Origin of the sequence: Streptomyces sp. NPDC090032 (assembly GCF_044748025.1) — a bacterium.
In the GTDB taxonomy this organism is placed as follows: domain Bacteria; phylum Actinomycetota; class Actinomycetes; order Streptomycetales; family Streptomycetaceae; genus Streptomyces.
The window spans coordinates 111,899-136,266 of sequence record NZ_JBIVFF010000010.1 but is presented as its reverse complement, the minus strand read 5'-3'; the positions used below and the strand labels follow the sequence as shown (position 1 = coordinate 136,266).

Genomic DNA, 24,368 nt, shown 5'->3' with positions numbered 1-24,368 from the left:
GCGTCCGTTCCCGCGTCCGTCTGATGGACCGGCGCCGGGTCGCGTGCGCGGACGTGGGAGGATCGGGGGTGGCGGGCCAGGGCCGCGCACCCGGCCGCGCCATCGCAGTTTCGAGGCGCGAGCAAGAGGAGCACCGTTGAGCAGGTTGCGCTGGTTGACCGCTGGGGAGTCCCACGGACCCGCACTTGTCGCGACGCTGGAGGGACTTCCCGCCGGCGTGCCGATCACCACCGAGATGGTGGCGGACCACTTGGCCCGGCGGCGGCTCGGTTATGGACGAGGCGCGCGGATGAAGTTCGAGCGCGACGAGGTGACCTTCCTCGGCGGCGTTCGGCACGGCCTCACCATGGGCTCGCCGATCGCGGTCATGGTGGGCAACACCGAGTGGCCCAAGTGGGAGCAGGTCATGTCGGCCGACCCGGTCGACCCCGAGATCCTCGCCGATCTGGCGCGCAACGCGCCGCTGACCCGCCCCCGCCCCGGCCACGCCGACCTCGCCGGCATGCAGAAGTACGGCTTCGACGAGGCCCGGCCGATCCTGGAGCGGGCCTCCGCCCGCGAGACGGCGGCCCGCGTCGCGCTCGGCGCCATCGCCCGCTCCTACCTCAAGGAGACGGCCGGCATCGAGATCGTCAGCCACGTCACCGAGCTGGCGAGTGCCAAGGCGCCCTACGGCGTCTACCCGACCCCGGCCGACGTCGACAGGCTCGACGCCGACCCGGTGCGCTGCCTCGACGCGGACGCGTCGAAGGCGATGGTCGCGGAGATCGACCAGGCCCACAAGGACGGCGACACCCTCGGCGGCGTCGTCGAGGTCCTCGCCTACGGCGTGCCGGTGGGCCTCGGCTCGCACGTGCACTGGGACCGGCGACTGGACGCCCGGCTCGCGGGGGCCCTCATGGGCATCCAGGCCATCAAGGGCGTAGAGGTCGGCGACGGCTTCGAGCTCGCGCGCGTGCCCGGCTCGAAGGCGCACGACGAGATCGTGACCACGGACGAGGGCATCAAGCGCACGTCGGGCCGCTCCGGCGGCACCGAGGGTGGCCTCACCACCGGTGAACTGCTGCGCGTGCGTGCCGCGATGAAGCCGATCGCGACCGTCCCGCGCGCGCTGGCCACCATCGACGTCGCGACCGGCGAGGCCGCGAAGGCCCACCACCAGCGCTCCGACGTGTGCGCGGTCCCGGCCGCCGGCATCGTCGCCGAGGCCATGGTCGCGCTCGTGCTCGCCGACGCCGTCGCGGAGAAGTTCGGCGGCGACAGCGTCCCCGAGACCCGGCGCAACGTGCAGTCGTACCTCGACCACCTCCAGATCCGGTGACCGGCCCACTGGTCGTACTCGTCGGCCCGATGGGCGTCGGCAAGTCCACGGTGGGGGAGCTGCTCGCCGAGTGGCTGGCCTGCCCCTACCGGGACACCGACGCGGACATCGTCGCCGCCGAGGGCCGCCCCATCGCGGACATCTTCGTGGACGAGGGCGAGCCCCACTTCCGCGCACTCGAGCGGCAGGCCGTGAGCGCGGCCGTCGCCGAGCACCCGGGTGTGCTCGCGCTCGGCGGCGGAGCGATCCTCGACGAGTCGACGCGGGCTCTGCTCGCGCCGCTCCCCGTCGTCTATCTGTCGATGGACGTCGAGGAGGCGGTCAAGCGGACCGGTCTCAACACCGCCCGTCCACTGCTCGCCGTCAACCCGCGCCGCCAGTGGCGCGAGCTGATGGAGGCCCGCCGCCACCTGTACACCGAAGTCGCCCGCGTCGTCGTACCCACCGACGACCGCACCCCCGAAGAGGTCGCCAGTGCGGTCCTCGACGCCCTGGAGTTGAAGAAGGCATGACCGAGCAGCAGGTGACCCGGATCCAGGTCGGCGGCACGGCCGGCACCGATCCGTACGAGGTCCTCGTCGGGCGTCAGCTCCTCGGTGAACTCGGCGGTCTGATCGGCGAGTCCGTTCAGCGCGTCGCGATCATCCACCCCGAGGCGCTCGCCGAGACGGCTGACGCGCTGCGCGGCGACCTCGCCGAGCAGGGCTTCGAGGTCGTCGCCATCCAGGTGCCCAACGCCGAGGAGGCCAAGACCGCCGAGGTCGCCGCCTACTGCTGGAAGGCGCTCGGCCAGTCCGGCTTCACCCGCACCGACGTCGTCGTCGGCGTGGGCGGCGGCGCCACCACGGACCTCGCCGGGTTCGTGGCCGCGACCTGGCTGCGCGGGGTGCGCTGGATCGCCGTACCGACCACCGTGCTCGGCATGGTGGACGCGGCGGTCGGCGGCAAGACCGGGATCAACACCGCCGAGGGCAAGAACCTCGTGGGGGCCTTCCACCCGCCGGCCGGCGTGCTCTGCGACCTCGCGGCACTGGACTCGCTGCCGGTCAACGACTTCGTGTCCGGGCTCGCGGAGATCATCAAGGCCGGCTTCATCGCCGACCCGGCGATCCTCGACCTGATCGAGTCCGACCCCGAGGCGGCGCGCTCCCCGCAGGGCCCGCACACCGCGGAGCTCATCGAGCGCTCCATCAAGGTCAAGGCCGAGGTCGTCTCCGGCGACCTCAAGGAGTCGGGTCTGCGCGAGATCCTCAACTACGGGCACACCCTCGCGCACGCCATCGAGAAGAACGAGCGGTACAAGTGGCGGCACGGCGCCGCCGTCTCCGTCGGCATGCACTTCGCCGCCGAACTCGGCCGTCTCGCCGGGCGCCTGGACGACGCGACCGCCGACCGGCACCGCACCGTCCTGGAGTCCGTCGGGCTGCCCCTGAGCTACCGCTACGACCAGTGGCCCAAGCTCCTGGAGAACATGAAGGTCGACAAGAAGTCCCGCGGCAACCTGCTGCGCTTCATCGTCCTCGACGGCCTCGCCAAGCCGACGGTCCTCGAAGGACCCGACCCGGCCGTCCTCCTCGCGGCCTACGGCGAAGTGGCCGAATAGCTCCCGTCTTCGGGCACTTCGTGACCTCCCCGGCCGTTCACACAACGGCGGCCGGGGAAGGTACCGTTCGGTAGCGCCTTGTTCGCCGGCGCCAGTTGCCTGTACGAGACGGAGTCGCACCGGATGCAGCACGGAGTGGGTTCGCCGCTGCCGCCGCCCCCTCAGCAGGGGCACGGACCGGCCGCCGGCTGGTCCCAGGCCGGGCATCACCCGGGCCCCGGACCGGCGGGTCCGCCACCGCCTGCACCCGGCTTCGCCGGCCCGCCCGGCCCCTCGGGCCCGGCACCGCACGCCCCGGCGCCCGCCCCGCACCAACCCGCGCCGCACCCCCAGGCCCCGCACGCCCAGCCGCCGCAGGGCCAGCCCCCGCACCCGGGAGTCGTCCCTCAGCACGCCCCCCAGCAGTCCCCGCAGCCCCCCTCGCGGGACACCACGGGCCATGTGCAGCTCCCGCCCGGCGGCCCCGTCGCCATGCCGAGCCCGCCGCCCGCCGCAGGCACGGCCGACGCCACCGGCACGACGCTCGCCGTTCTCCTCATCGGCCCCGCCGGCGCGGGCAAGACGAGCGTCGCCAAGTACTGGGCGGACCAGCGCCGCGTCCCCACGGCCCACATCAGCCTCGACGACGTACGCGAGTGGGTGCGCTCCGGCTTCGCCGACCCGCAGTCCGGGTGGAACGACCACTCGGAGGCCCAGTACCGCCTCGCCCGCCGCACCTGCGGCTTCGCCGCGCGCAACTTCCTGGCCAACGGGATCTCGTGCATCCTCGACGACGCCGTCTTCCCGGACCGCCCGGTCGTGGGCCTCGGAGGCTGGAAGCGGCACGTGGGTCCCGGCCTGCTACCCGTGGTGCTGCTCCCGGGCCTGGAGATCGTCCTCGAGCGGAACGCGGAGCGCAGCGGGAACCGCCGCCTCACGGACGAGGAGGTCGCCCGCATCCACGGCCGCATGGCCGGCTGGTACGGCTCGGGCCTGCCCATCATCGACAACTCCCAGATGGACGTGCCCACCACGGCCCGCATCCTGGACGACGTCCTCGCCCGCTCGATCGCGAGCCCGCCCCAGTGGTAGCGGGCCGCGCAGAGCGCCCTGGAGAGGCCACCTCGCCGCCCGTCCGGACGCGCTGACCAGGCCGCGTTCCTCTGTCACTCGTACGCTCGGTTCATGTCAGAGGTGTACGCGGCCCGTAGGGACCGGCTGAGGGAGCGCGCTGCGGCGGGCGGCAGTGCGGCCGCCCTCGTCTCGCGCCCCGCCAACGTTCGCTATCTCGCGGGTGCGGCGCCCCACGGCGCCGTACTCCTGCTGGGCAAGGGCCCGGGTGCCGAAGGTGACGTCCTGATGTGCCGGCTGCCGCCCGGCGAACAGCCCGCAGAGGGACGGCCCGACGAGTCGCTGCGCGTCCAGGTGCTCGACGCGCCCGCCGGTGACCCCGCCGTCGCCGCCGCCGATGTCGCGCTGTCCGGCGGGGCCGATTCGCTCGCCGTCGAGGAACACCATCTGACCGTCGCCAGGCACCGTGCACTGGGCTCCGTGGCGCCACGGCTGCGCCTCGCCGACCTGGGCAGCGCCGTGGAACAACTGCGCCTCGTCAAGGACGAGGAGGAGATCTCCTGTCTGCGCATCGCCGCCGAGATCGCCGACCAGGCCCTGGGCGAACTGCTCGAATCGATCCTCGTCGGCCGCACGGAACGCCACCTCGCCCTGGAACTCGAGCGCCGCCTCGTCGACCACGGCGCGGACGGCCCCGCCTTCCCGACCTCGGTCGGCACCGGGCCGAACTCGGGCCGCGGTGCCCACCGCCCGACCGATCGCCGCGTAGAAGAGGGCGACTTCCTCTCGGTCTGCCTCGGCGCCGCCTACCGCGGATACCGGTGCGAGATCGGCCGTACGTTCGTCATCGGCACCTCGCCCGCGGACTGGCAGATCGACCTGTACGACCTGGTCTTCGCAGCCCAGAGGGCCGCCCGGGAGAGCCTCGCACCCGGCGCCGAGTGCCGTGAGGTGGACCGCGCGGCACGTCACGTACTGGACTCCGCGGGGTACGCCGACGGCCTCTCACAGCTCACCGGACACGGTGTGGGACTCGAAATCGACGAGGAGCCGCAGTTGGCCCCCGCGGCCATGGGTAAACTGGACCTTTGTGTGCCGGTCACCGTCGAACCGGGGGTCCACCTCCCGGGCCGGGGCGGTGTCCGGATCGATGACACTCTCGTCGTGCGCCCCGAGGCGGACGGCGGACCCGAGCTACTCACCATTACGACCAAGGAGCTGCTCGCGCTGTAACGGCGCGCGCCCCCGGGGTCGTCCATCGTCAGTCCAGGAGATTCCGCAACCGTGGCTTCCACGAACGACCTCAAGAACGGCCTGGTGCTCAAGCTCGACGGGGGCCAGCTCTGGTCCGTCGTCGAGTTCCAGCACGTCAAGCCCGGCAAGGGCCCTGCCTTTGTGCGCACCAAGCTCAAGAACGTGCTCTCCGGGAAGGTCGTCGACAAGACCTTCAACGCCGGCGTCAAGGTCGACACGGCCACGATCGACAAGCGCGACATGCAGTTCTCGTACATGGACGGCGAGTACTTCGTCTTCATGGACATGCAGACGTACGACCAGCTCATGGTCGACCGCAAGTCCGTCGGTGACGCCGCCAACTTCCTGATCGAGGGCTTCAACGCCTCCGTCGCGCAGCACGAGGGCGAGGTGCTCTTCGTCGAGCTGCCGGCCGCCGTCGAGCTCGTCGTCCAGGAGACCGAGCCGGGCGTCCAGGGCGACCGCTCCACCGGTGGCACCAAGCCCGCCACGCTGGAGACCGGCCACCAGATCCAGGTGCCGCTCTTCATCACGACCGGCGAGAAGATCAAGGTCGACACCCGCACGAGCGACTACCTCGGCCGGGTGAACAGCTAACCGTGGCTGCTCGCAACACGGCCCGCAAGCGCGCCTTCCAGATCCTTTTCGAGGCAGACCAGCGCGGAGTCGACGTCCAGACGGTCCTCGCGGACTGGATCCGGCACTCCCGGTCCGACACCCGGCAGCCACCGGTCAGCGAGTACACGATGGAGCTGGTCGAGGGATACGCGCGCAAGACCGCGCGTATCGACGAGCTCATCTCGCAGTACGCCGTCGGGTGGACCCTGGACAGGATGCCGGTCGTCGACCGCAACATCCTGCGCCTGGGCGCCTACGAGCTCGTCTGGGTCGACGACACTCCGGACGCCGTGGTGCTCGACGAGGCCGTGCAGCTTGCCAAGGAGTTCTCCACGGACGACTCCCCGGCCTTCGTCAACGGGCTTCTGGGCCGCTTCAAGGACCTGAAGCCGACGCTGCGCCGCGACGAGGCGTAGCAGGCAGGCAGCGACAGCCGTCAGGCCCGGAGCGGAACACTGAATCAGTGTTCCGCTCCGGGCCTGACGCGTTCCTGGGACGACGGCAGGGCACGGGAACGCCGAAGGGGCGGGCCGCGAAAATGCGGGCCCGCCCCTTGGGCGTGACGTTTCTGCCGACTTCTGTCAGAGGTCGTCGTGTGCGACAGCGCGACGCGCGTCGGCGTCCAGGACGCCCCAGCTGATGAGCTGCTCGGTCAGGACCGAGGGCGACTGGTCGTAGATGACGGCGAGGGTGCGCAGGTCGTCCTGGCGGATCGACAGCACCTTGCCGTTGTAGTCACCGCGCTGCGACTGGATCGTCGCCGCGTAGCGCTGCAGGGGGCCCGCCTTCTCCGGCGGGACGTGGGCCAGGCGCTCCAGGTCGAGAACGAGCTTCGGCGGCGGCTCGGCCGCACCGCCCGGCGTGGTGCCCGGCAGCAGCTCCTGCACCGGCACCCCGTAGAAGTCCGCCAGCTCGGCGAGGCGCTGCACGGTCACGGCACGGTCGCCGCGCTCGTACGAACCGACCACGACCGCCTTCCAGCGCCCCTGGGACTTCTCCTCGACACCGTGGAGGGAAAGGCCCTGCTGGGTGCGGATGGCGCGGAGCTTGGCCCCGAGCTGTTTGGCGTATTCGCTGGACATATAGCTCCCGGACGCTGTATCAACGTGCGGCTCCGCCGCGTGGCTGGTAACTCACTGTGAGGTTACGCAGCGTTACTTGGCTGCGTCAAGCCGAGTGGTCCGTTACCGACCTTCCCTCGGAACGGCGTCTCTCGCACCTCCAGGGGGGTGATCGGCGGTGTTCGGGGCCTGGTACCGTGGATGGCGCAAATCCGACGTCCTTTAAGGTCCGTCCCGTGAGGCGGAGAAGGGGGTCCGTTTTTTATGGACATCAGCAGCTCCGATGAGGCACGCCCCGTACTCGAGGGCCCCGACATCGCGCGGGTACTGACCCGTATCGCTCACGAGATCGTCGAGCGCGCCAAGGGCGCCGAAGACGTCGTGCTCCTGGGCATTCCCACCCGCGGTGTCTTCCTGGCCCGCCGGCTCGCGGACAAGCTCGAAGAGATCACCGGACGGAAGATTCCGGTCGGCTCCCTCGACATCACCATGTACCGCGACGACCTGCGCATGCACCCGCCGCGTGCGCTGGCCCGCACGGAGATCCCCGCCGACGGCATCGACGGGCGCCTCGTCGTCCTCGTCGACGACGTGCTCTTCTCCGGCCGCACCATCCGCGCCGCACTCGACGCCCTGAACGACATCGGGCGGCCCCGCGCCGTGCAGCTCGCGGTCCTCGTCGACCGCGGCCACCGCGAACTCCCCATTCGCGCCGACTACGTCGGCAAGAACCTCCCCACGTCGCTGCGGGAGACGGTCAAGGTCCAGCTCGCCGAGGAGGACGGACGCGACTCCGTGCTGCTCGGCGCCAAGCGGACCGCTCCGGCCGGCGAGCAGTAGCCACCCTCAGCCCGACCCTGAGGGTGCCGCCGCGCGCCCGTATGCCCGAATACTCCTGAACTTTCCTACGGAGCCTCCCCGATGATGCGACACCTCATCTCGGCCGCCGACCTCACCCGCGACGACGCCGTCCTCATCCTCGACACCGCCGAGGAGATGGCCCGGGTCGCCGACCGGCCGATCAAGAAACTGCCCGCCCTGCGCGGCCGCACGATCTGCAACCTCTTCTTCGAGGACTCGACCCGCACCCGGATCTCCTTCGAGGCCGCCGAGAAGCGCCTCTCCGCGGACGTCATCAACTTCGCCGCCAAGGGATCCAGCGTCTCCAAGGGCGAGTCCCTCAAGGACACCGCGCAGACCCTGGAGGCGATGGGCGTCGACGCCGTCGTCATCCGGCACGGCGCCTCCGGCGCGCCCTACCGCCTGGCCACCTCGGGCTGGATCGACGCCCCGGTCATCAACGCGGGCGACGGCACCCACCAGCACCCCACGCAGGCGCTCCTCGACGCGTTCACGATGCGCCGCCGCCTGGTCGGCCGCGACGCCGGGCTCGGCAAGGACCTCGAGGGCAAGCGCATCACGCTCGTCGGGGACGTCCTGCACAGCCGCGTCGCCCGCTCGAACGTCGACCTGCTGCACACCCTCGGCGCCGAGGTCACCCTCGTCGCACCGCCCACCCTCGTCCCGGTCGGCGTCGAGACCTGGCCCTGCGAGGTCTCGTACGACCTCGACAGCACCCTGCCTAAGTCCGACGCGATCATGATGCTGCGCGTCCAGCGCGAGCGGATGAACGCCGCCTTCTTCCCGACCGAGCGCGAATACTCGCGTCGCTACGGCCTGGACGGCGAGCGCATGGCGAAGATGCCCGAGCACGCCATCGTGATGCACCCGGGCCCGATGGTCCGTGGCATGGAGATCACCGCCGAGGTCGCCGACTCCGACCGCTGCACGGTCGTCGAGCAGGTCGCCAACGGCGTCTCCATCCGCATGGCCGTCCTGTACCTGCTTCTGGGCGGCAACGAGCCCGCCGTCACCCACACCCGTACCGAGGAGAAGTAAGAACCCATGAGCAAGATCCTTATCCGAGGTGCGAAGGTGCTCGGCGGCGAGCAGCAGGACGTCCTGATCGACGGCTCCGTCATCGAGGCGGTCGGCACCGGTCTGTCCGCCGAGGGCGCCCAGGTCGTCGAGGCCGCCGGCAAGGTCCTCCTGCCGGGTCTCGTCGACCTGCACACCCACCTGCGTGAGCCCGGCCGTGAGGACTCCGAGACCGTCCTCACCGGCACCCAGGCCGCCGCCTCCGGTGGCTACACCGCCGTGTTCGCCATGGCCAACACCTTCCCCGTCGCCGACACCGCCGGCGTCGTCGAGCAGGTCTACCGGCTCGGCCAGGAGCACGGCTACTGCGACGTGCAGCCCATCGGCGCCGTCACCGTCGGCCTGGAGGGCAAGAAGCTCGCCGAGCTCGGCGCCATGCACGAGTCCGCCGCCGGAGTCACCGTCTTCTCCGACGACGGCAAGTGCGTCGACGACGCGGTGATCATGCGCCGCGCCCTGGAGTACGTGAAGGCCTTCGGTGGCGTCGTCGCCCAGCACGCGCAGGAGCCCCGCCTCACCGAGGGCGCCCAGATGAACGAGGGCATCGTCTCCGCGGAGCTCGGACTCGGCGGCTGGCCCGCCGTCGCCGAGGAGTCGATCATCGCCCGCGACGTGCTGCTCGCCGAGCACGTCGGCTCCCGCGTGCACATCTGCCACCTGTCCACGGCCGGCAGCGTCGAGATCGTACGCTGGGCCAAGTCCCGCGGCATCGACGTGACCGCCGAGGTCACCCCGCACCACCTGCTCCTCACCGACGAGCTGGTCCGCTCGTACAACCCCGTCTACAAGGTCAACCCGCCGCTGCGCACCGAGCGCGACGTGCTGGCCCTGCGCGAGGCGCTCGCCGACGGCACGATCGACATCGTCGCCACCGACCACGCCCCGCACCCGCACGAGGACAAGGACTGCGAGTGGGCCGCGGCCGCCATGGGCATGGTCGGGCTCGAGACCGCCCTGTCCGTCGTGCAGCAGACGATGGTCGAGACCGGACTGCTCGACTGGGCCGGCGTCGCCGACCGCATGTCCGTCAAGCCCGCGCAGATCGGCGGCGCCAAGGGCCACGGACGGCCCGTCTCGGCAGGTGAGCCCGCGAACCTCGTCCTGGTCGACGCCGATTACCGTGGAGCCGTGGACCCCGCAGGCTTCGCCTCGCGCAGCCGCAACACGCCCTACGAGGGGCGTGAGCTGCCCGGACGCGTCACGCACACGTGGCTGCGGGGCAAGGCCACGCTCGTCGACGGGAAGCTCGCGTGACACGACTGACGCAACCACTGGCAGCGCTCGCCGCCGAACAGAAGTCGGCGGACGTGACGGACTGGCCCGACCGGATCGGCTGGATCGTCGGGCTGCTCCTGTTCATCACGCTCGTCTACTGGCTGATGCGCCAGGGCTGGAAGTGGCGCGGCACCCTCCAGGGCGACCTGCCGCCGCTCCCCACCGTGCCGTCCGCGCCCGGTCCGGCCAGACTTGAGCTCAGCGGCCGCTACCACGGCTCCACGACCGCGGGTCAGTGGCTCGACCGCATCGTGGCGCACGGCCTCGGTACCCGCAGCCGCGTCGAGCTCACGCTCACGGACGCGGGTCTGGACGTCGTTCGCCCCGGAGCCACGGACTTCTTCATCCCCGTCGCACAGCTGCGCGAGGCCCGGCTCGACAAGGGCATCGCCGGCAAGGTCCTCACGGAGGGCGGTCTCCTGATCGTCACCTGGGGGCACGGGGACAAGCTGATCGACTCCGGCTTCCGCTCCGACCACGCCGCGGAGCAGGCCGAGTGGGTCGAGACCCTCAACAACATGATCGACACGAACAGCACCGGCAGCACCAGCAGTACGAGCAGCTCAAGCAGCTCAAGCAGCTCAAGCAGCTCAAGCGGCACGAACAGCACGACCATCACGACGGAAGGCACCGCACGATGACGACCTCCACCCGGGGAGCTGCCAACGCTCCCGCCGTACTCGTCCTGGAGGACGGCCGCATCTTCCGCGGCCGCGCCTACGGGGCCGTGGGGGAGACCTTCGGTGAGGCGGTGTTCAACACCGGCATGACCGGCTACCAGGAGACCCTGACCGACCCGTCGTACCACCGGCAGGTCGTCGTGATGACCGCCCCGCACGTCGGCAACACCGGCGTGAACGACGAGGACCCCGAGTCGCAGCAGATCTGGGTCGCGGGTTACGTCGTGCGGGACCCCGCGCGCGTGCCCTCCAACTGGCGCTCGCGGCGCTCGCTCGACGAGGAGCTGCGCAAGCAGGGCGTCGTCGGCATCAGCGGCATCGACACCCGGGCCCTCACCCGCCACCTGCGCGAGCGCGGCGCCATGCGCGTCGGCATCTTCTCCGGCAACGCGCTGCCCGACGACGGCACGATGATCGCCGAGGTGCGCCAGGCGCCCGAGATGAAGGGCGCGAACCTCGCCGCCGAGGTCGCCACCAAGGAGGCGTACGTCGTCCCCGCGATCGGTGAGAAGAAGTTCACCGTCGCCGCCGTCGACCTCGGCATCAAGGGCATGACCCCGCACCGGATGGCCGAGCGCGGCATCGAGGTGCACGTCCTGCCCGCGACGGCCACGGCCGAGGACATCTACGCCGTCCAGCCCGACGGCGTGTTCTTCTCCAACGGCCCGGGTGACCCGGCCACCGCCGACGGCCCCGTCGCGGTCATGCGGGAGGTCCTCTCCCGCAAGACCCCGCTGTTCGGCATCTGTTTCGGCAACCAGATCCTCGGCCGCGCCCTCGGCTTCGGCACGTACAAGCTGAAGTACGGCCACCGCGGCATCAACCAGCCGGTGCAGGACCGCACGACCGGCAAGGTCGAGGTCACCGCGCACAACCACGGATTCGCCGTCGACGCCCCGCTCGACAAGGTCTCCGACACCCCCTACGGCCGCGCCGAGGTCTCCCACGTCTGCCTGAACGACCAGGTCGTCGAGGGGCTCCACCTCCTCGACCAGCCGGCGTTCAGCGTCCAGTACCACCCCGAGGCAGCGGCGGGCCCGCACGACGCGGCCTACCTGTTCGACCGTTTCATCTCGCTCCTGGAGGGCCAGCGTGCCTAAGCGCACCGATATCCAGTCCGTCCTGGTCATCGGTTCCGGACCGATCGTCATCGGCCAGGCCGCCGAGTTCGACTACTCGGGCACCCAGGCCTGCCGCATCCTGCGCGCCGAGGGCCTGCGGGTCATCCTCGTGAACTCCAACCCGGCGACGATCATGACCGACCCGGAGATCGCCGACGCCACGTACGTCGAGCCGATCACCCCCGAGTTCGTCGAGAAGATCATCGCCAAGGAGCGCCCCGACGCGCTCCTGCCCACCCTCGGCGGCCAGACCGCGCTCAACACCGCGATCTCCATGCACGAGCAGGGCGTCCTCGAGAAGTACGGCGTCGAGCTCATCGGCGCCAACGTCGAAGCCATCAACAAGGGCGAGGACCGCGACCTCTTCAAGGGCGTCGTCGAGGCCGTCAAGGAGAAGATCGGCTACGGCGAGTCCGCCCGCTCGGTCATCTGCCACTCCATGGACGACGTCCTCAAGGGCGTCGACACGCTCGGCGGCTACCCCGTCGTCGTCCGCCCCTCCTTCACGATGGGCGGCGCGGGCTCCGGCTTCGCGCACGACGAGGAGGAGCTGCGCCGCATCGCCGGCCAGGGCCTGACCCTGTCTCCCACCACCGAGGTCCTCCTGGAGGAGTCCATCCTCGGCTGGAAGGAGTACGAGCTCGAGCTGATGCGCGACAAGAACGACAATGTCGTGGTCGTCTGCTCCATCGAGAACTTCGACCCGATGGGCGTCCACACGGGTGACTCGATCACCGTCGCCCCGGCGATGACGCTCACCGACCGCGAGTACCAGCGGCTGCGCGACATCGGCATCGCGATCATCCGCGAGGTCGGCGTCGACACCGGCGGCTGCAACATCCAGTTCGCGATCGACCCGGCCGACGGCCGGATCATCGTCATCGAGATGAACCCGCGCGTCTCCCGCTCCTCGGCGCTCGCCTCCAAGGCCACCGGCTTCCCGATCGCCAAGATCGCCGCCAAGCTGGCCGTCGGCTACACGCTCGACGAGATCCCGAACGACATCACCGAGAAGACGCCGGCCTCCTTCGAGCCGACGCTCGACTACGTCGTCGTGAAGGCCCCGCGCTTCGCCTTCGAGAAGTTCCCGTCCGCCGACTCCACCCTCACCACCACCATGAAGTCGGTGGGCGAGGCCATGGCGATCGGCCGCAACTTCACCGAGGCCCTCCAGAAGGCGCTGCGCTCCCTGGAGAAGAAGGGCAGCCAGTTCACCTTCGTCGGCGAGCCCGGCGACAAGGCCGAGCTCCTCGCCGAGGCCGTCCGCCCGACCGACGGCCGCATCAACACCGTCATGCAGGCCATCCGCGCCGGCGCCACCCAGGAAGAGGTCTTCGAGTACACGAAGATCGACCCCTGGTTCGTCGACCAGCTCTTCCTCATCAAGGAGATCGCGGACGAACTGGCCACCGCCGAGCGCCTCGACGTCGACCTGATCGCCGAGGCCAAGCGGCACGGCTTCTCCGACGCCCAGATCGCCGAGATCCGCGGCCTGCGCGAGGACGTCGTCCGCGAGGTCAGGCACGCCCTCGGCGTCCGCCCGGTCTACAAGACGGTCGACACCTGCGCCGCCGAGTTCGCCGCGAAGACCCCGTACTTCTACTCCTCGTACGACGAGGAGACCGAGGTCGCGCCGCGCACCAAGCCCGCCGTGATCATCCTGGGCTCGGGCCCGAACCGCATCGGCCAGGGCATCGAGTTCGACTACTCCTGCGTCCACGCCTCCTTCGCCCTGAGCGACGCGGGCTACGAGACCGTGATGGTCAACTGCAACCCGGAGACCGTGTCCACGGACTACGACACCTCCGACCGCCTGTACTTCGAGCCGCTGACGCTCGAGGACGTCCTGGAGATCGTCCACGCGGAGTCCCTCGCGGGCCCGATCGCGGGTGTCGTCGTCCAGCTCGGCGGCCAGACCCCGCTGGGTCTGTCGCAGGCGCTCAAGGACAACGGCGTACCGGTCGTGGGCACCCCGCCCGAGGCCATCCACGCCGCAGAGGACCGCGGCGCCTTCGGCCGCGTCCTCGCCGAGGCCGGTCTGCCCGCGCCCAAGCACGGCACGGCGACCACGTTCTCCGAGGCCAAGGCCATCGCCGACGAGATCGGCTACCCGGTCCTCGTCCGCCCGTCGTACGTCCTCGGCGGCCGCGGCATGGAGATCGTGTACGACGAGACCCGCCTCGCCTCGTACATCGAGGAGTCCACGGAGATCTCCCCGTCGCGCCCCGTCCTCGTCGACCGCTTCCTCGACGACGCGATCGAGATCGACGTGGACGCGCTGTACGACGGCACCGAGCTGTACCTCGGCGGCGTCATGGAGCACATCGAGGAGGCCGGTATCCACTCCGGCGACTCGGCGTGCGCCCTGCCCCCGATCACGCTGGGCGGCTTCGACATCAAGCGCCTGCGCGCCTCGACCGAGGCCATCGCCAAGGGCGTCGGCGTCCGCGGCCTGATCAACATCCAGTTCGCGATGGCGGGCGACATCCTCTACGTCCTGGAGGCCAACCCGCGCGCCTCGCGCACCGTCCCCTTCACCTCGAAGGCGACCGCGGTGCCGCTCGCCAAGGCCGCCGCGCGCATCTCGCTCGGCGCGACCGTGGCCGAGCTGCGCGAGGAGGGCCTGCTCCCGAAGACCGGCGACGGCGGCACGCTGCCGCTGGACGCGCCGATCTCCGTCAAGGAGGCCGTGATGCCGTGGAGCCGCTTCCGCGACGTCCACGGACGCGGCGTGGACACCGTCCTCGGCCCGGAGATGCGCTCCACCGGCGAGGTCATGGGCATCGACTCGGTCTTCGGCACGGCGTACGCCAAGTCGCAGGCCGGCGCCTACGGCCCGCTGCCGACGAAGGGCCGCGCGTTCATCTCGGTCGCCAACCGGGACAAGCGCACGATGATCTTCCCGGCGCGCGAACTCGTCGCGCACGGCTTCGAGCTGCTCGCCACCTCTGGCACCGCCGAGGTGCTGCGCCGCAACGGCATCAACGCCACGGTCGTGCGCAAGCTCAGCGAGGGCGAGGGCCCGAACGGCGAGAAGACGATCGTCCAGCTCATCCACGACGGTCAGGTCGACCTCATCGTCAATACCCCGTACGGCACCGGCGGCCGCCTCGACGGCTACGAGATCCGTACGGCGGCGGTGGCGCGCAGCGTCCCGTGCCTGACCACGGTGCAGGCCCTGGCGGCCGCCGTACAGGGCATCGACGCCCTCAACCACGGTGACGTGGGCGTCCGTTCACTCCAGGAACACGCGGAACACCTGACCGCGGCCCGCGACTAGCAGCCCACTGAGGGGGACATCGGAAACGGTGTCCCCCTCCGTGTGAGGACACCCACGATGTACAAACTGTTCTTCAACCTCGTCTTCAAGCGCATGGACCCGGAGCAGGCCCACTACCTGGCCTTCCGCTGGATCCGCCTCGCGGCCCGCGTCCCCGTGCTCCGCACGTTCGTCGCGGCCGTCCTCGCGCCCCGGTACAAGGAGCTGCGCACGGAGGCCCTCGGCCTGCGCATGCACGGCCCCTTCGGGCTCGCCGCCGGCTTCGACAAGAACGCCGTCGCGATCGACGGCATGACGATGCTCGGCTTCGACCACATCGAGATCGGCACCGTCACGGGCGAGCCGCAGCCCGGCAACCCCAAGAAGCGCCTGTTCCGCCTCGTGCCGGACCGCGCGCTGATCAACCGCATGGGGTTCAACAACGAGGGCTCCGCCGCCGTGGCGGAGCGCCTGGCGGCCCGCAGGCCCGCCTTCAGGGCCACGGTCGGCGTGAACATCGGCAAGACCAAGGTCGTGCCCGAGGAGGAGGCGGCCGGCGACTACGTGAAGTCGACCGAGCGCCTCGCCGCCCACGCCGACTACCTCGTCGTGAACGTCTCCTCGCCGAACACCCCCGGCCTGCGCAACCTCCAGGCCACCGAGGCGCTGCGCCCGCTCCTGACCGCCGTGCGCGAGGCCGCCGACCGCACCGTCACCTCGCGCCGCGTCCCGCTCCTGGTGAAGATCGCCCCCGACCTGGCCGACGAGGATGTCGACGCCGTCGCCGACCTGGCGGTGGAGCTCGGCCTCGACGGGATCATCGCCACGAACACCACCATCGCGCGCGACGGCCTCGGCCTGACCTCCGACGCGTCCCTCGTGAAGGAGACCGGCGGCCTGTCCGGCGCGCCCCTCAAGGCACGCTCCCTGGAGGTCCTCAGGCGCCTCTACGCCCGCGTGGGGGACGAGATCACCCTGGTGGGCGTCGGCGGCATCGAGAACGCCGAGGACGCCTGGCAGCGGATCCTCGCCGGCGCCACCCTCGTCCAGGGCTACAGCGCCTTCATCTACGAGGGACCCTTCTACGCCCGCGCGATCCACAAGGGCCTCGCCGCCCGCCTGAACACCTCGCCGTACGCCACCCTCGCCGACGCCGTCGGCGCCGACGTGAAGAAGGCCCACGCATGACGGTTCTCGAACCCTTCGGCGCCCGCCTGCGCCACGCCATGGACGAGCGCGGCCCCCTGTGCGTGGGCATCGACCCGCACGCGGCGCTGCTGTCGGCCTGGGGCCTGAACGACGACATCGACGGCCTGGAGCGCTTCACGCGGATCTCCGTCGAGGCGCTCGCCGACACCGTCGCCGTCGTCAAGCCGCAGTCGGCGTTCTTCGAACGCTTCGGCTCGCGCGGCGTCGCCGTCCTGGAGCGCGCCGTCGCGGACCTGCGCGCCGCGGGCACGCTCGTCGTCATGGACGCCAAGCGCGGCGACATCGGCTCCACGATGGCCGCGTACGCGGAGACGTTCCTGCACAAGGACTCCCCGCTCTTCTCGGACGCCCTCACCGTCTCGCCGTACCTCGGCTACGGGTCCCTGAAGCCGGCCGTCGACCTGGCCCGCGAGTCCGGCGCGGGGCTCTTCGTCCTCGCCCTCACCTCCAACCCGGAGGGCGGCGAGGTCCAGCACGCCGTCCGCGCCGACGGGCGCAACGTGGGAGCGACGATGCTCGCCCACCTCGCCGAGGAGAACGCGGGCGAGACCCCCATGGGCTCCTTCGGCGCGGTCGTCGGCGCCACCCTCGGGGACCTCTCCTCGTACGACCTGGACATCAACGGTCCGCTCCTCGCCCCGGGCATCGGCGCCCAGGGCGCGACCCCGGCGGATCTGCCGGGCGTCTTCGGTGCGGCCGCGCGCAATGTCGTCCCGAACGTCAGCCGGGCCGTCCTGAAGGCGGGCCCTTCGGTCGCCGCCCTGCGCGACGCGTCGGTGCGCTTCGCGGACGAGGTCCGCGCGGCGGTCGCCGCCGCCTGACCGGATTTCGATCTGCCCCGAAGGCCCCTGCACGCGCGTGTGGGGGCCTTCGGCATGCCCGTGAGCATCCGGAATGCGGGCACCAGGTCACGGATTCGCTGCTGTTCGAGGTGCTGGGAGGCGCCGCCGAGGTGCGAAAAGGGTCCTCGCGAGGGCCCCCGAGAGCCTCCTTGACCATTCCGTGATGTTTCAGCGGGGCCTCGGGGAGGGGCTCGCATCAGAATCCAGGCAGAAATCCGGGGCTATATGTCTGTAATGTCTGGCTCGGTGGAGGCTGACCAGGACTTTTCGTCTGTTCTCGCTGACTCAGGCGGTCCTGGCCGCTAGTCTCCGTCGAGTGGGGGCACCTCCCACACTCTCAACGCAGTGGGGGAGGAACGGGCGAGCGTATCGCTCGTTGCTCCCCAGGTGAGGGGCGACTAGGTTCCTCACGGTCCGTATCCGACAGTTCGACATCCGAGGTGACGTAGGCGTGGCTCTTCCGCCCCTTACCCCTGAACAGCGCGCAGCCGCGCTCGAAAAGGCCGCCGCGGCTCGCCGGGAGCGGGCCGAGGTCAAGAATCGACTCAAGCACTCCGGCGCCTCCTTGCACGAGGTCATCAAGCAGGGTCAGGAGAACGATGTCATCGGCAAGATGAAGGTCTCCGCCCTCCTCGAGTCCCTCCCGGGCGTGGGCAAGGTCCGTGCCAAGCAGATCATGGAGCGGCTCGGAATTTCCGAGAGCCGCCGCGTGCGTGGACTCGGTTCCAACCAGATCGCGTCCCTGGAGCGCGAGTTCGGCAGCACTGGCGCCTAGTACCGGGTGTCCGGGCCGACTGGTCCGGGCACTACGGGACAGCTGGAATAATCGCTGCATGGCTGCAACATCCCGGGGGACGACCCCCGTACCCCCGGACGTACGTCCGCGGCTGACCGTGCTCTCCGGCCCCTCAGGGGTCGGCAAGAGCACGGTCGTCGCTCATATGCGCAAGGAACACCCCGAGGTCTGGCTGTCGGTTTCGGCCACCACCCGCAAGCCGCGCCCCGGCGAGAAGCACGGTGTCCACTATTTCTTCGTCACCGACGAGGAAATGGACAAGCTGATCGCCAACGGCGAGCTGCTGGAGTGGGCCGAGTTCGCGGGCAATCGTTACGGGACCCCGCGCCGGGCCGTCCTGGACCGTCTCGAGTCGGGCGAACCCGTCCTCCTCGAGATCGACCTCCAGGGCGCCAGGCTCGTCCGTGCGTCGATGCCCGAGGCGCAGCTGGTCTTCCTGGCCCCGCCGAGCTGGGAGGAGCTGGTCCGCCGGCTCACCGGCCGGGGGACCGAGGCCCCCGAGGTGATCGAGCGCAGACTCGCAGCCGCCAAGGTCGAACTCGCCGCCGAGGCGGAGTTCGATACGACCCTTGTCAACACCTCCGTCGAAGACGTGGCCCGTGAGCTGCTAGCCTTGATGAGAGTTGTTTGATCTTCGATCTATTTGTGCTCTCGAATTCCGCCGGAGCGATCCCGCGTTTTCTTGATCACATGTGATCTTCAATCCCATCGGAAGGCAGAGAGTGTCCTCTTCCATTACCGCGCCCGAGGGCATCATCAACCCGCCGATTGATGAGCTGCTCGAGGCGACCGACTCGAAGTACAGCCTCGTGATCTACGCCGCCAAGCGCGCGCGCCAGATCAACGCGTACTACTCGCAGCTCGGTGAGGGCCTGCTCGAGTACGTCGGCCCGCTGGTGGACACCCACGTCCACGAGAAGCCGCTCTCGATCGCGCTCCGCGAGATCAACGCGGGCCTGCTGACCTCCGAGGCCATCGAGGGCCCCGCTCAGTAGGCAATCAGTTTTTCTTGGCCACAGGCCCGGCAGCGCGACTGTCGGGCCTGTGGTGTGTCATGGAGTCGTGCGTCTCCGAGGGGAGTCGTACGTTCCCGAGTGCGGGAATCCGAGTGCGGGGAGGCACGGACCGTGGACAAGCCCAAGGTCGTTCTGGGGGTCAGTGGCGGAATCGCCGCCTACAAGGCGTGCGAGCTCCTGCGCCGGCTGACCGAGTCGGGACACGACGTACGCGTCGTGCCGACGGAATCCGCCCTGCACTTCGTCGGGGAGGCGACCTGGTCGGCGCTGTCCGGCAACCCGGTCTCGACCGAGGTCTGGGAGTCCGTCCACGAGGTCCCGCACGTGCGCATCGGGCAGCACGCCGACCTCGTGATCGTCGCGCCCGCCACCGCCGACATGCTCGCCAAGGCCGCGCACGGCCTCGCCGACGACCTCCTCACGAACACGCTCCTGACCGCCCGCTGTCCGGTCGTCTTCGCCCCCGCCATGCACACGGAGATGTGGGAGCACCCGGCGACGCGGGAGAACGTGGCCACGCTCCGCCGCCGCGGCGCCCACGTCATCGAGCCCGCCGTCGGCCGCCTCACCGGCGTCGACACGGGCAAGGGCCGCTTCCCCGACCCGGTGGAGATCTTCGAATTCGTACGACGGGTGCTCGCCCGTGGCGATCTGGCGGCCACCCAGGATCTCGCCGGACGGCACGTCGTCATCAGTGCAGGCGGCACCCGCGAGCCCCTCGACCCGGTCCGCTTCCTCGGCAACCGCTCCTCGGGCAAGCAGGGTTACGCCCTCGCGCGCACGGCGGTCGCCCGCGGCGCCCGCGTCACCCTGCTCGCGGCGAACGCGACCCTGCCCGACCCGGCCGGTGTCGACGTCGTCCACGTAGGGACGGCCGTACAGCTGCGCGAGGCCGTGCTCAAGGCTGCGCCGGAGGCGGACGTGGTGGTCATGGCGGCCGCGGTGGCCGACTTCCGCCCCGAGACGTACGCCACAGGGAAGATCAAGAAGAAGGACGGACGCGAGCCGGAGCCCATCGCCCTGGTCCGTAATCCGGACATCCTCGCCGAGCTCTCGGCGGACCGGCCGCGCCCGGGGCAGATCGTCGTCGGCTTCGCCGCCGAGACGGACGACGTCCTCGCCAACGGCCGCAAGAAACTGGCCCGCAAGGGCTGTGACCTGCTCGTCGTCAACGAGGTGGGGGAGCGCAAGACCTTCGGCTCCGAGGAGAACGAGGCCGTTCTGCTCGGCGCGGACGGCAGTGAGACCCCGGTCCCGTACGGTCCGAAGGAAGTGCTCTCGGACACGATCTGGGACTCGGTCACCCGACTGCTGCCCGTCGGCGACGCGCGGGCACAGGAGCGGATCTACGACGGCGAGTGAATGCCACTTTCGCTCCAGCGGAGGCCACGAACCGCACGAAACCCTTACAATTCGGGCACCATCCCTCTTCCTAAGAGGGATGGTCGTACCGCAAAATGCAGTGCCGCTGGTCACAGCGCTCCCAAGTGGCGAGACGCGTGGTCCGACGGCCGAGAGTGACCGATAAACTGGTCACGGACGACGCCGGGCGCAGCCCCCGGCCGTCCGCAAATGATCAGCCAGCAGCCGCTGCAACCACAGGGAGCGTTGTGTCCCGTCGCCTGTTCACCTCGGAGTCCGTGACCGAGGGTCACCCCGACAAGATCGCTGACCAGATCAGCGACACCATTCTTGACGCGCTTCTGCGGGAGGACCCGACCTCCCGGGTCGCCGTGGAGACGCTCATCACCACGGGCCTCGTGCACGTCGCCGGTGAGGTCACGACCAAGGCGTACGCGCCGATCGCACAGCTCGTGCGCGAGAAGATCCTCGAGATCGGCTACGACTCCTCGAAGAAGGGCTTCGACGGCGCCTCCTGCGGCGTGTCGGTGTCCATCGGCTCGCAGTCCCCCGACATCGCCCAGGGCGTCGACACGGCGTACGAGTCGCGTGTCGAGGGTGACGAGGACGAGCTCGACAAGCAGGGCGCGGGCGACCAGGGCCTGATGTTCGGCTACGCGTGCGACGAGACGCCCGAGCTGATGCCGCTCCCGATCCACCTGGCGCACCGCCTCTCGCGGCGCCTGTCCGAGGTCCGCAAGAACGGGACGATCCCGTACCTGCGCCCCGACGGCAAGACCCAGGTCACCATCGAGTACGACGGCGACAAGGCCGTCCGCCTCGACACGGTCGTGGTCTCGTCCCAGCACGCTTCGGACATCGACCTCGAGTCGCTGCTCGCCCCCGACATCCGCGAGTTCGTCGTGGAGCACGTCCTGGGTCAGCTCATCGAGGACGGCATCAAGTTGGACACCGAGGGCTACCGCCTTCTGGTGAACCCGACCGGCCGCTTCGAGATCGGCGGCCCGATGGGCGACGCCGGCCTCACCGGCCGCAAGATCATCATCGACACGTACGGCGGCATGGCCCGCCACGGTGGCGGCGCCTTCTCCGGCAAGGACCCGTCCAAGGTCGACCGCTCGGCCGCCTACGCGATGCGCTGGGTCGCCAAGAACGTCGTCGCGGCCGGCCTCGCCAGCCGCTGCGAGGTCCAGGTCGCGTACGCGATCGGCAAGGCCGAGCCGGTGGGCCTCTTCGTCGAGACGTTCGGCACGGCCGCGGTGGACCCGGAGAAGATCGAGCAGGCGATCACCGAGGTCTTCGACCTCCGCCCCGCCGCGATCATCCGCGACCTCGACCTGCTCCGCCCGATCTACGCGCAGACCGCCGCGTACGGCCACTTCGGCCGCGAGCTTCCCGACTTCACCTGGGAGCGCACGGACCGCGTGGACGCGCTGCGCAAGGCCGCGGGCCTGTAAGCGGATCCGCACGGGCGGACGACGCCTGCACCTGAACGGCCCCGGACCGGTTCGGTCCGGGGCCGTCGTGCGTCGCCGCCCCCATCGCGGCGGCCGGTGTCAGTGGCGTCTGGTAGGAATTTGGCTGTGAGCAGCGAGAACGGGCAGGGCGAGGGCGGCGGCGACGGGGCGCCGCCCGAGCAGCTTGCGCTGATTCGCGAGAGCGTGCGGCAGGCCAAGGTTCCGCGGGCCAAGCCGCGGACGTGGCGGGGGGCCGCGCTCGCCAAGGAGCTGCCCGTGGCCCGGGTGCTCGTCGACAAGGGCGTGCTGCATCTCGACCGGTACTTCGACTACGCGGTGCCGGACGAACTCGACGCCGACGCGCAGCCGGGGGTGCGGGTGCGGGTGCGGTTCGGCGCCGGGAAGCACTCCGTGCGGGACGGGCGCCGCGAGGGCGGCGGGCTGATCGACGGGTTCGTCGTCGCGCGGGTCTCCGAGTCCGAGTACCAGGGGCCGCTGGCCGCCCTCGCGCAGGTCGTGTCGCCCGAGCCCGTGCTCGGCCAGGAGCTGCTCGGCCTCGCCCGCGCCGTCGCCGACCGGTATGCGGGAAGCCTCGCCGACGTTCTCCAGCTGGCCGTCCCGCCGCGGAACGCGCGCGCGGAGAAGAAGCCGTCACCCGAGCCGCTCCCGCCACCGCCGGCGCCGGACGCGGGGAGCTGGCGGCGGTACGAGCGCGGGCCGGGCTTCCTGGACGCTCTCGCGTCGGGCGGCGCGCCCCGGGCCGTATGGAACGCGTTGCCCGGACCGGAGTGGGCCGACGAAGTGGCGCGCGCCGTCGCCGCGACCCTCTCCTCGGGGCGCGGGGCCCTGGTCGTCGTGCCCGACGGGCGGGTGGTCGCGCGGGTCGACGCCGCGCTGAGCGCCGTACTCGGTGAGGGGCGGCATGCCGTGCTGACCGCCGACGCGGGGCCCGAGAAGCGGTACCGGGAATGGCTCGGGGTGCGGCGCGGGTCGGTGCGGGCGGTCGTGGGCACGCGGGCCGCGATGTTCGCCCCCGTGCGGGACCTCGGGCTCGTGGTCATCTGGGACGACGGCGACTCCAGCCACGCGGAGCCGCATGCTCCGCAGCCGCATGCACGCGACGTGCTGCTGTTGCGGGCCGCGCACGACAAGTGCGCCTTCTTGCTGGGTGGTTGGAGCTGCACGGTCGAGGCCGCGCAGCTCGTCGAGAGCGGTTGGGCCGCGCCCCTCATCGCCGGGCGTGAGCAAGTGCGGGGCGCCGCACCTCTCGTACGGACCGTGGGGGACGGGGATCTCGCGCGCGACGAGGCGGCGCGGGCCGCGCGGTTGCCGACACTCGCGTGGCAGGTGGTGCGGGAAGGGTTGAGGAGCGGGCCGGTACTGGTGCAGGTGCCACGGCGCGGATACGTACCGCGGCTCGCGTGCGAGCGGTGCCGTGAGCCCGCGCGCTGCCGCCACTGCGCCGGGCCGCTGGAGGCGAGTGAGGGGACCTCCGCCCTGAAATGCGGTTGGTGCGGCCAGGAGGAGAGCGCCTGGCACTGCCAGGAGTGCGGGGGATTCCGGCTGCGGGCGCAGGTCGTGGGGGCGCGCAGGACGGCGGAGGAGCTGGGGCGGGCGTTTCCGGCGGTGCCGGTACGCACGTCCGGACGGGAGCAGGTTCTCGACACGGTGGCGGGGGCGCCGGCCCTCGTGGTGAGTACGCCGGGCGCGGAGCCGGTGGCCGAAGGGGGGTACGCGGCCGCGCTGTTGCTCGACGGCTGGGCGATGCTGGGCCGCCCCGACCTGCGGGCGGGGGAGGACGCGCTGCGGCGCTGGATCGCGGCGGCCTCGCTGGTCAGACCGCAGGGGGCGGGCGGCACGGTGGTGATCGTGGCCGAGCCGACGCTGCGTCCTGTGCAGGCGCTGGTGCGGTGGGACCCGGTGGGGCACGCCGTGCGGGAGCTCTCCGAGCGGGCCGAGCTCGGGTTTCCGCCGGTGTCGCGGATGGCGGCGGTCTCGGGCGCGCCCGAGGCGCTCTCCGAGTTCCTGGCGGCGGTGGAACTGCCGGGTGACGCCGAGGTGTTGGGCCCTGTCCCGGTGCCGGACGCGGCGCCGGGACCGTCACGCCGTCCCGGTGCGCCGCCGCCGGGGGAGCACTGGGAGCGCGTCCTGGTCAGGGTCCCGCCCGGCAGCGGCGCGGCACTCGCGTCGGCGCTGAAGCACGCCCAGGCGGCCCGAATGGCCCGGGGCGGCACGGAGCCGGTACGGGTGCGGGTGGATCCGCCGGATATTGGTTGAGATCCGGCGGATATCGGGCGAGACGGCGTACGTCGTTCGGGGTGGCGCCCTTGGACGGGCCGGCGGCGATGGGCATGGCCGGGTGCCGCAGGGAGGCGGCGTGTGCGGTGGACAACAGGCTGTGTCCCGGGAAGGGGCGCGTCGCGAGGCGGTGTGTGTTCCGAATGGACGTGCCGCCTGCCGGTGAGCGGTGCTGCGCGGACGGAGTTGGCGGTTCGGAGGCGTGTGC

Annotated in this window: 22 protein-coding genes; 21 read left to right on the top strand and 1 reads right to left on the bottom strand. The window is 70.9% G+C overall.

Annotated features, from left to right (window positions below; all coding sequences use genetic code 11):
• The first annotated feature begins 136 nt into the window (after positions 1-136).
• The 7 genes from aroC to nusB all read left to right on the top strand — a co-directional run bounded on the left by aroC (position 137) and on the right by nusB (position 6,262).
• Positions 137-1,321, top strand: coding sequence for a chorismate synthase (aroC, locus tag ACIPWY_RS25080; protein WP_362910622.1), 1,185 nt, complete (start codon positions 137-139; stop codon positions 1,319-1,321).
• Complete coding sequence (locus ACIPWY_RS25075) at positions 1,318-1,833, top strand: shikimate kinase (RefSeq protein ID WP_362910621.1); 516 nt, start codon at positions 1,318-1,320, stop codon at positions 1,831-1,833. Before aroC ends, ACIPWY_RS25075 begins: the two co-directional genes overlap by 4 nt.
• The gene (aroB, locus tag ACIPWY_RS25070; protein ID WP_362910619.1) at positions 1,830-2,924 is read left to right on the top strand and encodes a 3-dehydroquinate synthase; all 1,095 of its coding nucleotides are present in this window, start codon (positions 1,830-1,832) and stop codon (positions 2,922-2,924) included. The genes ACIPWY_RS25075 and aroB overlap by 4 nt, the downstream gene beginning before the upstream one ends.
• A gap of 123 nt (positions 2,925-3,047) precedes the next feature.
• Positions 3,048-3,995, top strand: a complete 948-nt coding sequence (locus ACIPWY_RS25065) for an AAA family ATPase (RefSeq protein ID WP_393704066.1) — start codon at positions 3,048-3,050, stop codon at positions 3,993-3,995.
• 93 nt (positions 3,996-4,088) lie between these two features.
• Positions 4,089-5,207: an aminopeptidase P family protein gene (locus ACIPWY_RS25060; protein ID WP_393704068.1), complete on the top strand. Its 1,119-nt coding sequence runs from the start codon at positions 4,089-4,091 to the stop codon at positions 5,205-5,207.
• Between the two features lie 51 nt (positions 5,208-5,258).
• Complete coding sequence (efp, locus tag ACIPWY_RS25055) at positions 5,259-5,825, top strand: elongation factor P (protein WP_362910613.1); 567 nt, start codon at positions 5,259-5,261, stop codon at positions 5,823-5,825.
• Between the two features lie 2 nt (positions 5,826-5,827).
• Positions 5,828-6,262 (top strand): transcription antitermination factor NusB, encoded by a 435-nt coding sequence (gene nusB / locus ACIPWY_RS25050; protein ID WP_100597416.1) that lies wholly within the window; start codon positions 5,828-5,830, stop codon positions 6,260-6,262.
• A gap of 165 nt (positions 6,263-6,427) precedes the next feature.
• Here nusB and bldD read toward each other — a convergent pair whose 3' ends face one another.
• Positions 6,428-6,928, bottom strand: coding sequence for a transcriptional regulator BldD (gene bldD / locus ACIPWY_RS25045; RefSeq protein WP_100597417.1), 501 nt, complete (start codon positions 6,926-6,928; stop codon positions 6,428-6,430).
• Positions 6,929-7,171: 243 nt separating this feature from the next.
• Here bldD and pyrR point away from each other — a divergent pair, with 243 nt between their 5' ends.
• The 14 genes from pyrR to ACIPWY_RS24975 all read left to right on the top strand — a co-directional run bounded on the left by pyrR (position 7,172) and on the right by ACIPWY_RS24975 (position 24,139).
• The gene (gene pyrR / locus ACIPWY_RS25040; RefSeq protein ID WP_362910610.1) at positions 7,172-7,747 is read left to right on the top strand and encodes a bifunctional pyr operon transcriptional regulator/uracil phosphoribosyltransferase PyrR; all 576 of its coding nucleotides are present in this window, start codon (positions 7,172-7,174) and stop codon (positions 7,745-7,747) included.
• 81 nt (positions 7,748-7,828) lie between these two features.
• A complete protein-coding gene (locus ACIPWY_RS25035; RefSeq protein WP_362910608.1) occupies positions 7,829-8,806 on the top strand; it encodes an aspartate carbamoyltransferase catalytic subunit in 978 nt (325 codons plus the stop codon).
• A 6-nt stretch (positions 8,807-8,812) separates the two neighbouring features.
• Positions 8,813-10,099 (top strand): dihydroorotase, encoded by a 1,287-nt coding sequence (locus tag ACIPWY_RS25030; protein WP_362910606.1) that lies wholly within the window; start codon positions 8,813-8,815, stop codon positions 10,097-10,099.
• On the top strand, positions 10,096-10,761 hold the full coding sequence (locus tag ACIPWY_RS25025) for a hypothetical protein (protein WP_401535067.1): 666 nt from the start codon (positions 10,096-10,098) through the stop codon (positions 10,759-10,761). The genes ACIPWY_RS25030 and ACIPWY_RS25025 overlap by 4 nt, the downstream gene beginning before the upstream one ends.
• The gene (carA, locus tag ACIPWY_RS25020) at positions 10,758-11,900 is read left to right on the top strand and encodes a glutamine-hydrolyzing carbamoyl-phosphate synthase small subunit (RefSeq protein ID WP_362910602.1); all 1,143 of its coding nucleotides are present in this window, start codon (positions 10,758-10,760) and stop codon (positions 11,898-11,900) included. The genes ACIPWY_RS25025 and carA overlap by 4 nt, the downstream gene beginning before the upstream one ends.
• A complete protein-coding gene (gene carB, locus ACIPWY_RS25015) occupies positions 11,893-15,201 on the top strand; it encodes a carbamoyl-phosphate synthase large subunit (RefSeq protein ID WP_362910600.1) in 3,309 nt (1,102 codons plus the stop codon). The genes carA and carB overlap by 8 nt, the downstream gene beginning before the upstream one ends.
• Before the next feature lie 57 nt (positions 15,202-15,258).
• Positions 15,259-16,368 carry a quinone-dependent dihydroorotate dehydrogenase gene (locus ACIPWY_RS25010; protein ID WP_362910598.1) on the top strand — a complete coding sequence of 370 codons (1,110 nt, stop codon included), beginning with the start codon at positions 15,259-15,261 and terminating at the stop codon, positions 16,366-16,368.
• Entirely contained in the window at positions 16,365-17,210 is an 846-nt protein-coding gene (gene pyrF / locus ACIPWY_RS25005; protein ID WP_362910596.1) for an orotidine-5'-phosphate decarboxylase, read from the top strand. Before ACIPWY_RS25010 ends, pyrF begins: the two co-directional genes overlap by 4 nt.
• Positions 17,211-17,682: 472 nt before the next feature.
• Positions 17,683-18,006 carry an integration host factor gene (locus tag ACIPWY_RS25000; RefSeq protein WP_026246651.1) on the top strand — a complete coding sequence of 108 codons (324 nt, stop codon included), beginning with the start codon at positions 17,683-17,685 and terminating at the stop codon, positions 18,004-18,006.
• Between the two features lie 58 nt (positions 18,007-18,064).
• Positions 18,065-18,658 (top strand): guanylate kinase, encoded by a 594-nt coding sequence (gene gmk, locus ACIPWY_RS24995; protein WP_362910594.1) that lies wholly within the window; start codon positions 18,065-18,067, stop codon positions 18,656-18,658.
• A gap of 91 nt (positions 18,659-18,749) precedes the next feature.
• Positions 18,750-19,022 (top strand): DNA-directed RNA polymerase subunit omega, encoded by a 273-nt coding sequence (rpoZ, locus tag ACIPWY_RS24990; protein WP_005319902.1) that lies wholly within the window; start codon positions 18,750-18,752, stop codon positions 19,020-19,022.
• A 132-nt stretch (positions 19,023-19,154) separates the two neighbouring features.
• Positions 19,155-20,405, top strand: coding sequence for a bifunctional phosphopantothenoylcysteine decarboxylase/phosphopantothenate--cysteine ligase CoaBC (coaBC, locus tag ACIPWY_RS24985; RefSeq protein ID WP_393704075.1), 1,251 nt, complete (start codon positions 19,155-19,157; stop codon positions 20,403-20,405).
• Between the two features lie 248 nt (positions 20,406-20,653).
• Positions 20,654-21,862 (top strand): methionine adenosyltransferase, encoded by a 1,209-nt coding sequence (gene metK, locus ACIPWY_RS24980; RefSeq protein ID WP_362910590.1) that lies wholly within the window; start codon positions 20,654-20,656, stop codon positions 21,860-21,862.
• 126 nt (positions 21,863-21,988) lie between these two features.
• Positions 21,989-24,139, top strand: coding sequence for a primosomal protein N' (locus tag ACIPWY_RS24975; RefSeq protein WP_393704078.1), 2,151 nt, complete (start codon positions 21,989-21,991; stop codon positions 24,137-24,139).
• Positions 24,140-24,368 lie beyond the last annotated feature (229 nt).

Excerpts from the sequence above, each read along its gene's own strand:
- aroB (WP_362910619.1), top strand. The coding sequence starts at position 1,830 with ATGACCGAGCAGCAGGTGACCCGGATCCAGGTCGGCGGCACGGCCGGC.
- ACIPWY_RS25065 (WP_393704066.1), top strand. The coding sequence starts at position 3,048 with ATGCAGCACGGAGTGGGTTCGCCGCTGCCGCCGCCCCCTCAGCAGGGG.
- ACIPWY_RS25060 (WP_393704068.1), top strand. The coding sequence starts at position 4,089 with ATGTCAGAGGTGTACGCGGCCCGTAGGGACCGGCTGAGGGAGCGCGCT.
- bldD (WP_100597417.1), bottom strand. The coding sequence starts at position 6,928 with ATGTCCAGCGAATACGCCAAACAGCTCGGGGCCAAGCTCCGCGCCATC.
- pyrR (WP_362910610.1), top strand. The coding sequence starts at position 7,172 with ATGGACATCAGCAGCTCCGATGAGGCACGCCCCGTACTCGAGGGCCCC.
- ACIPWY_RS25035 (WP_362910608.1), top strand. The coding sequence starts at position 7,829 with ATGATGCGACACCTCATCTCGGCCGCCGACCTCACCCGCGACGACGCC.
- ACIPWY_RS25030 (WP_362910606.1), top strand. The coding sequence starts at position 8,813 with ATGAGCAAGATCCTTATCCGAGGTGCGAAGGTGCTCGGCGGCGAGCAG.
- carA (WP_362910602.1), top strand. The coding sequence starts at position 10,758 with ATGACGACCTCCACCCGGGGAGCTGCCAACGCTCCCGCCGTACTCGTC.
- ACIPWY_RS25010 (WP_362910598.1), top strand. The coding sequence starts at position 15,259 with ATGTACAAACTGTTCTTCAACCTCGTCTTCAAGCGCATGGACCCGGAG.
- pyrF (WP_362910596.1), top strand. The coding sequence starts at position 16,365 with ATGACGGTTCTCGAACCCTTCGGCGCCCGCCTGCGCCACGCCATGGAC.
- gmk (WP_362910594.1), top strand. The coding sequence starts at position 18,065 with ATGGCTGCAACATCCCGGGGGACGACCCCCGTACCCCCGGACGTACGT.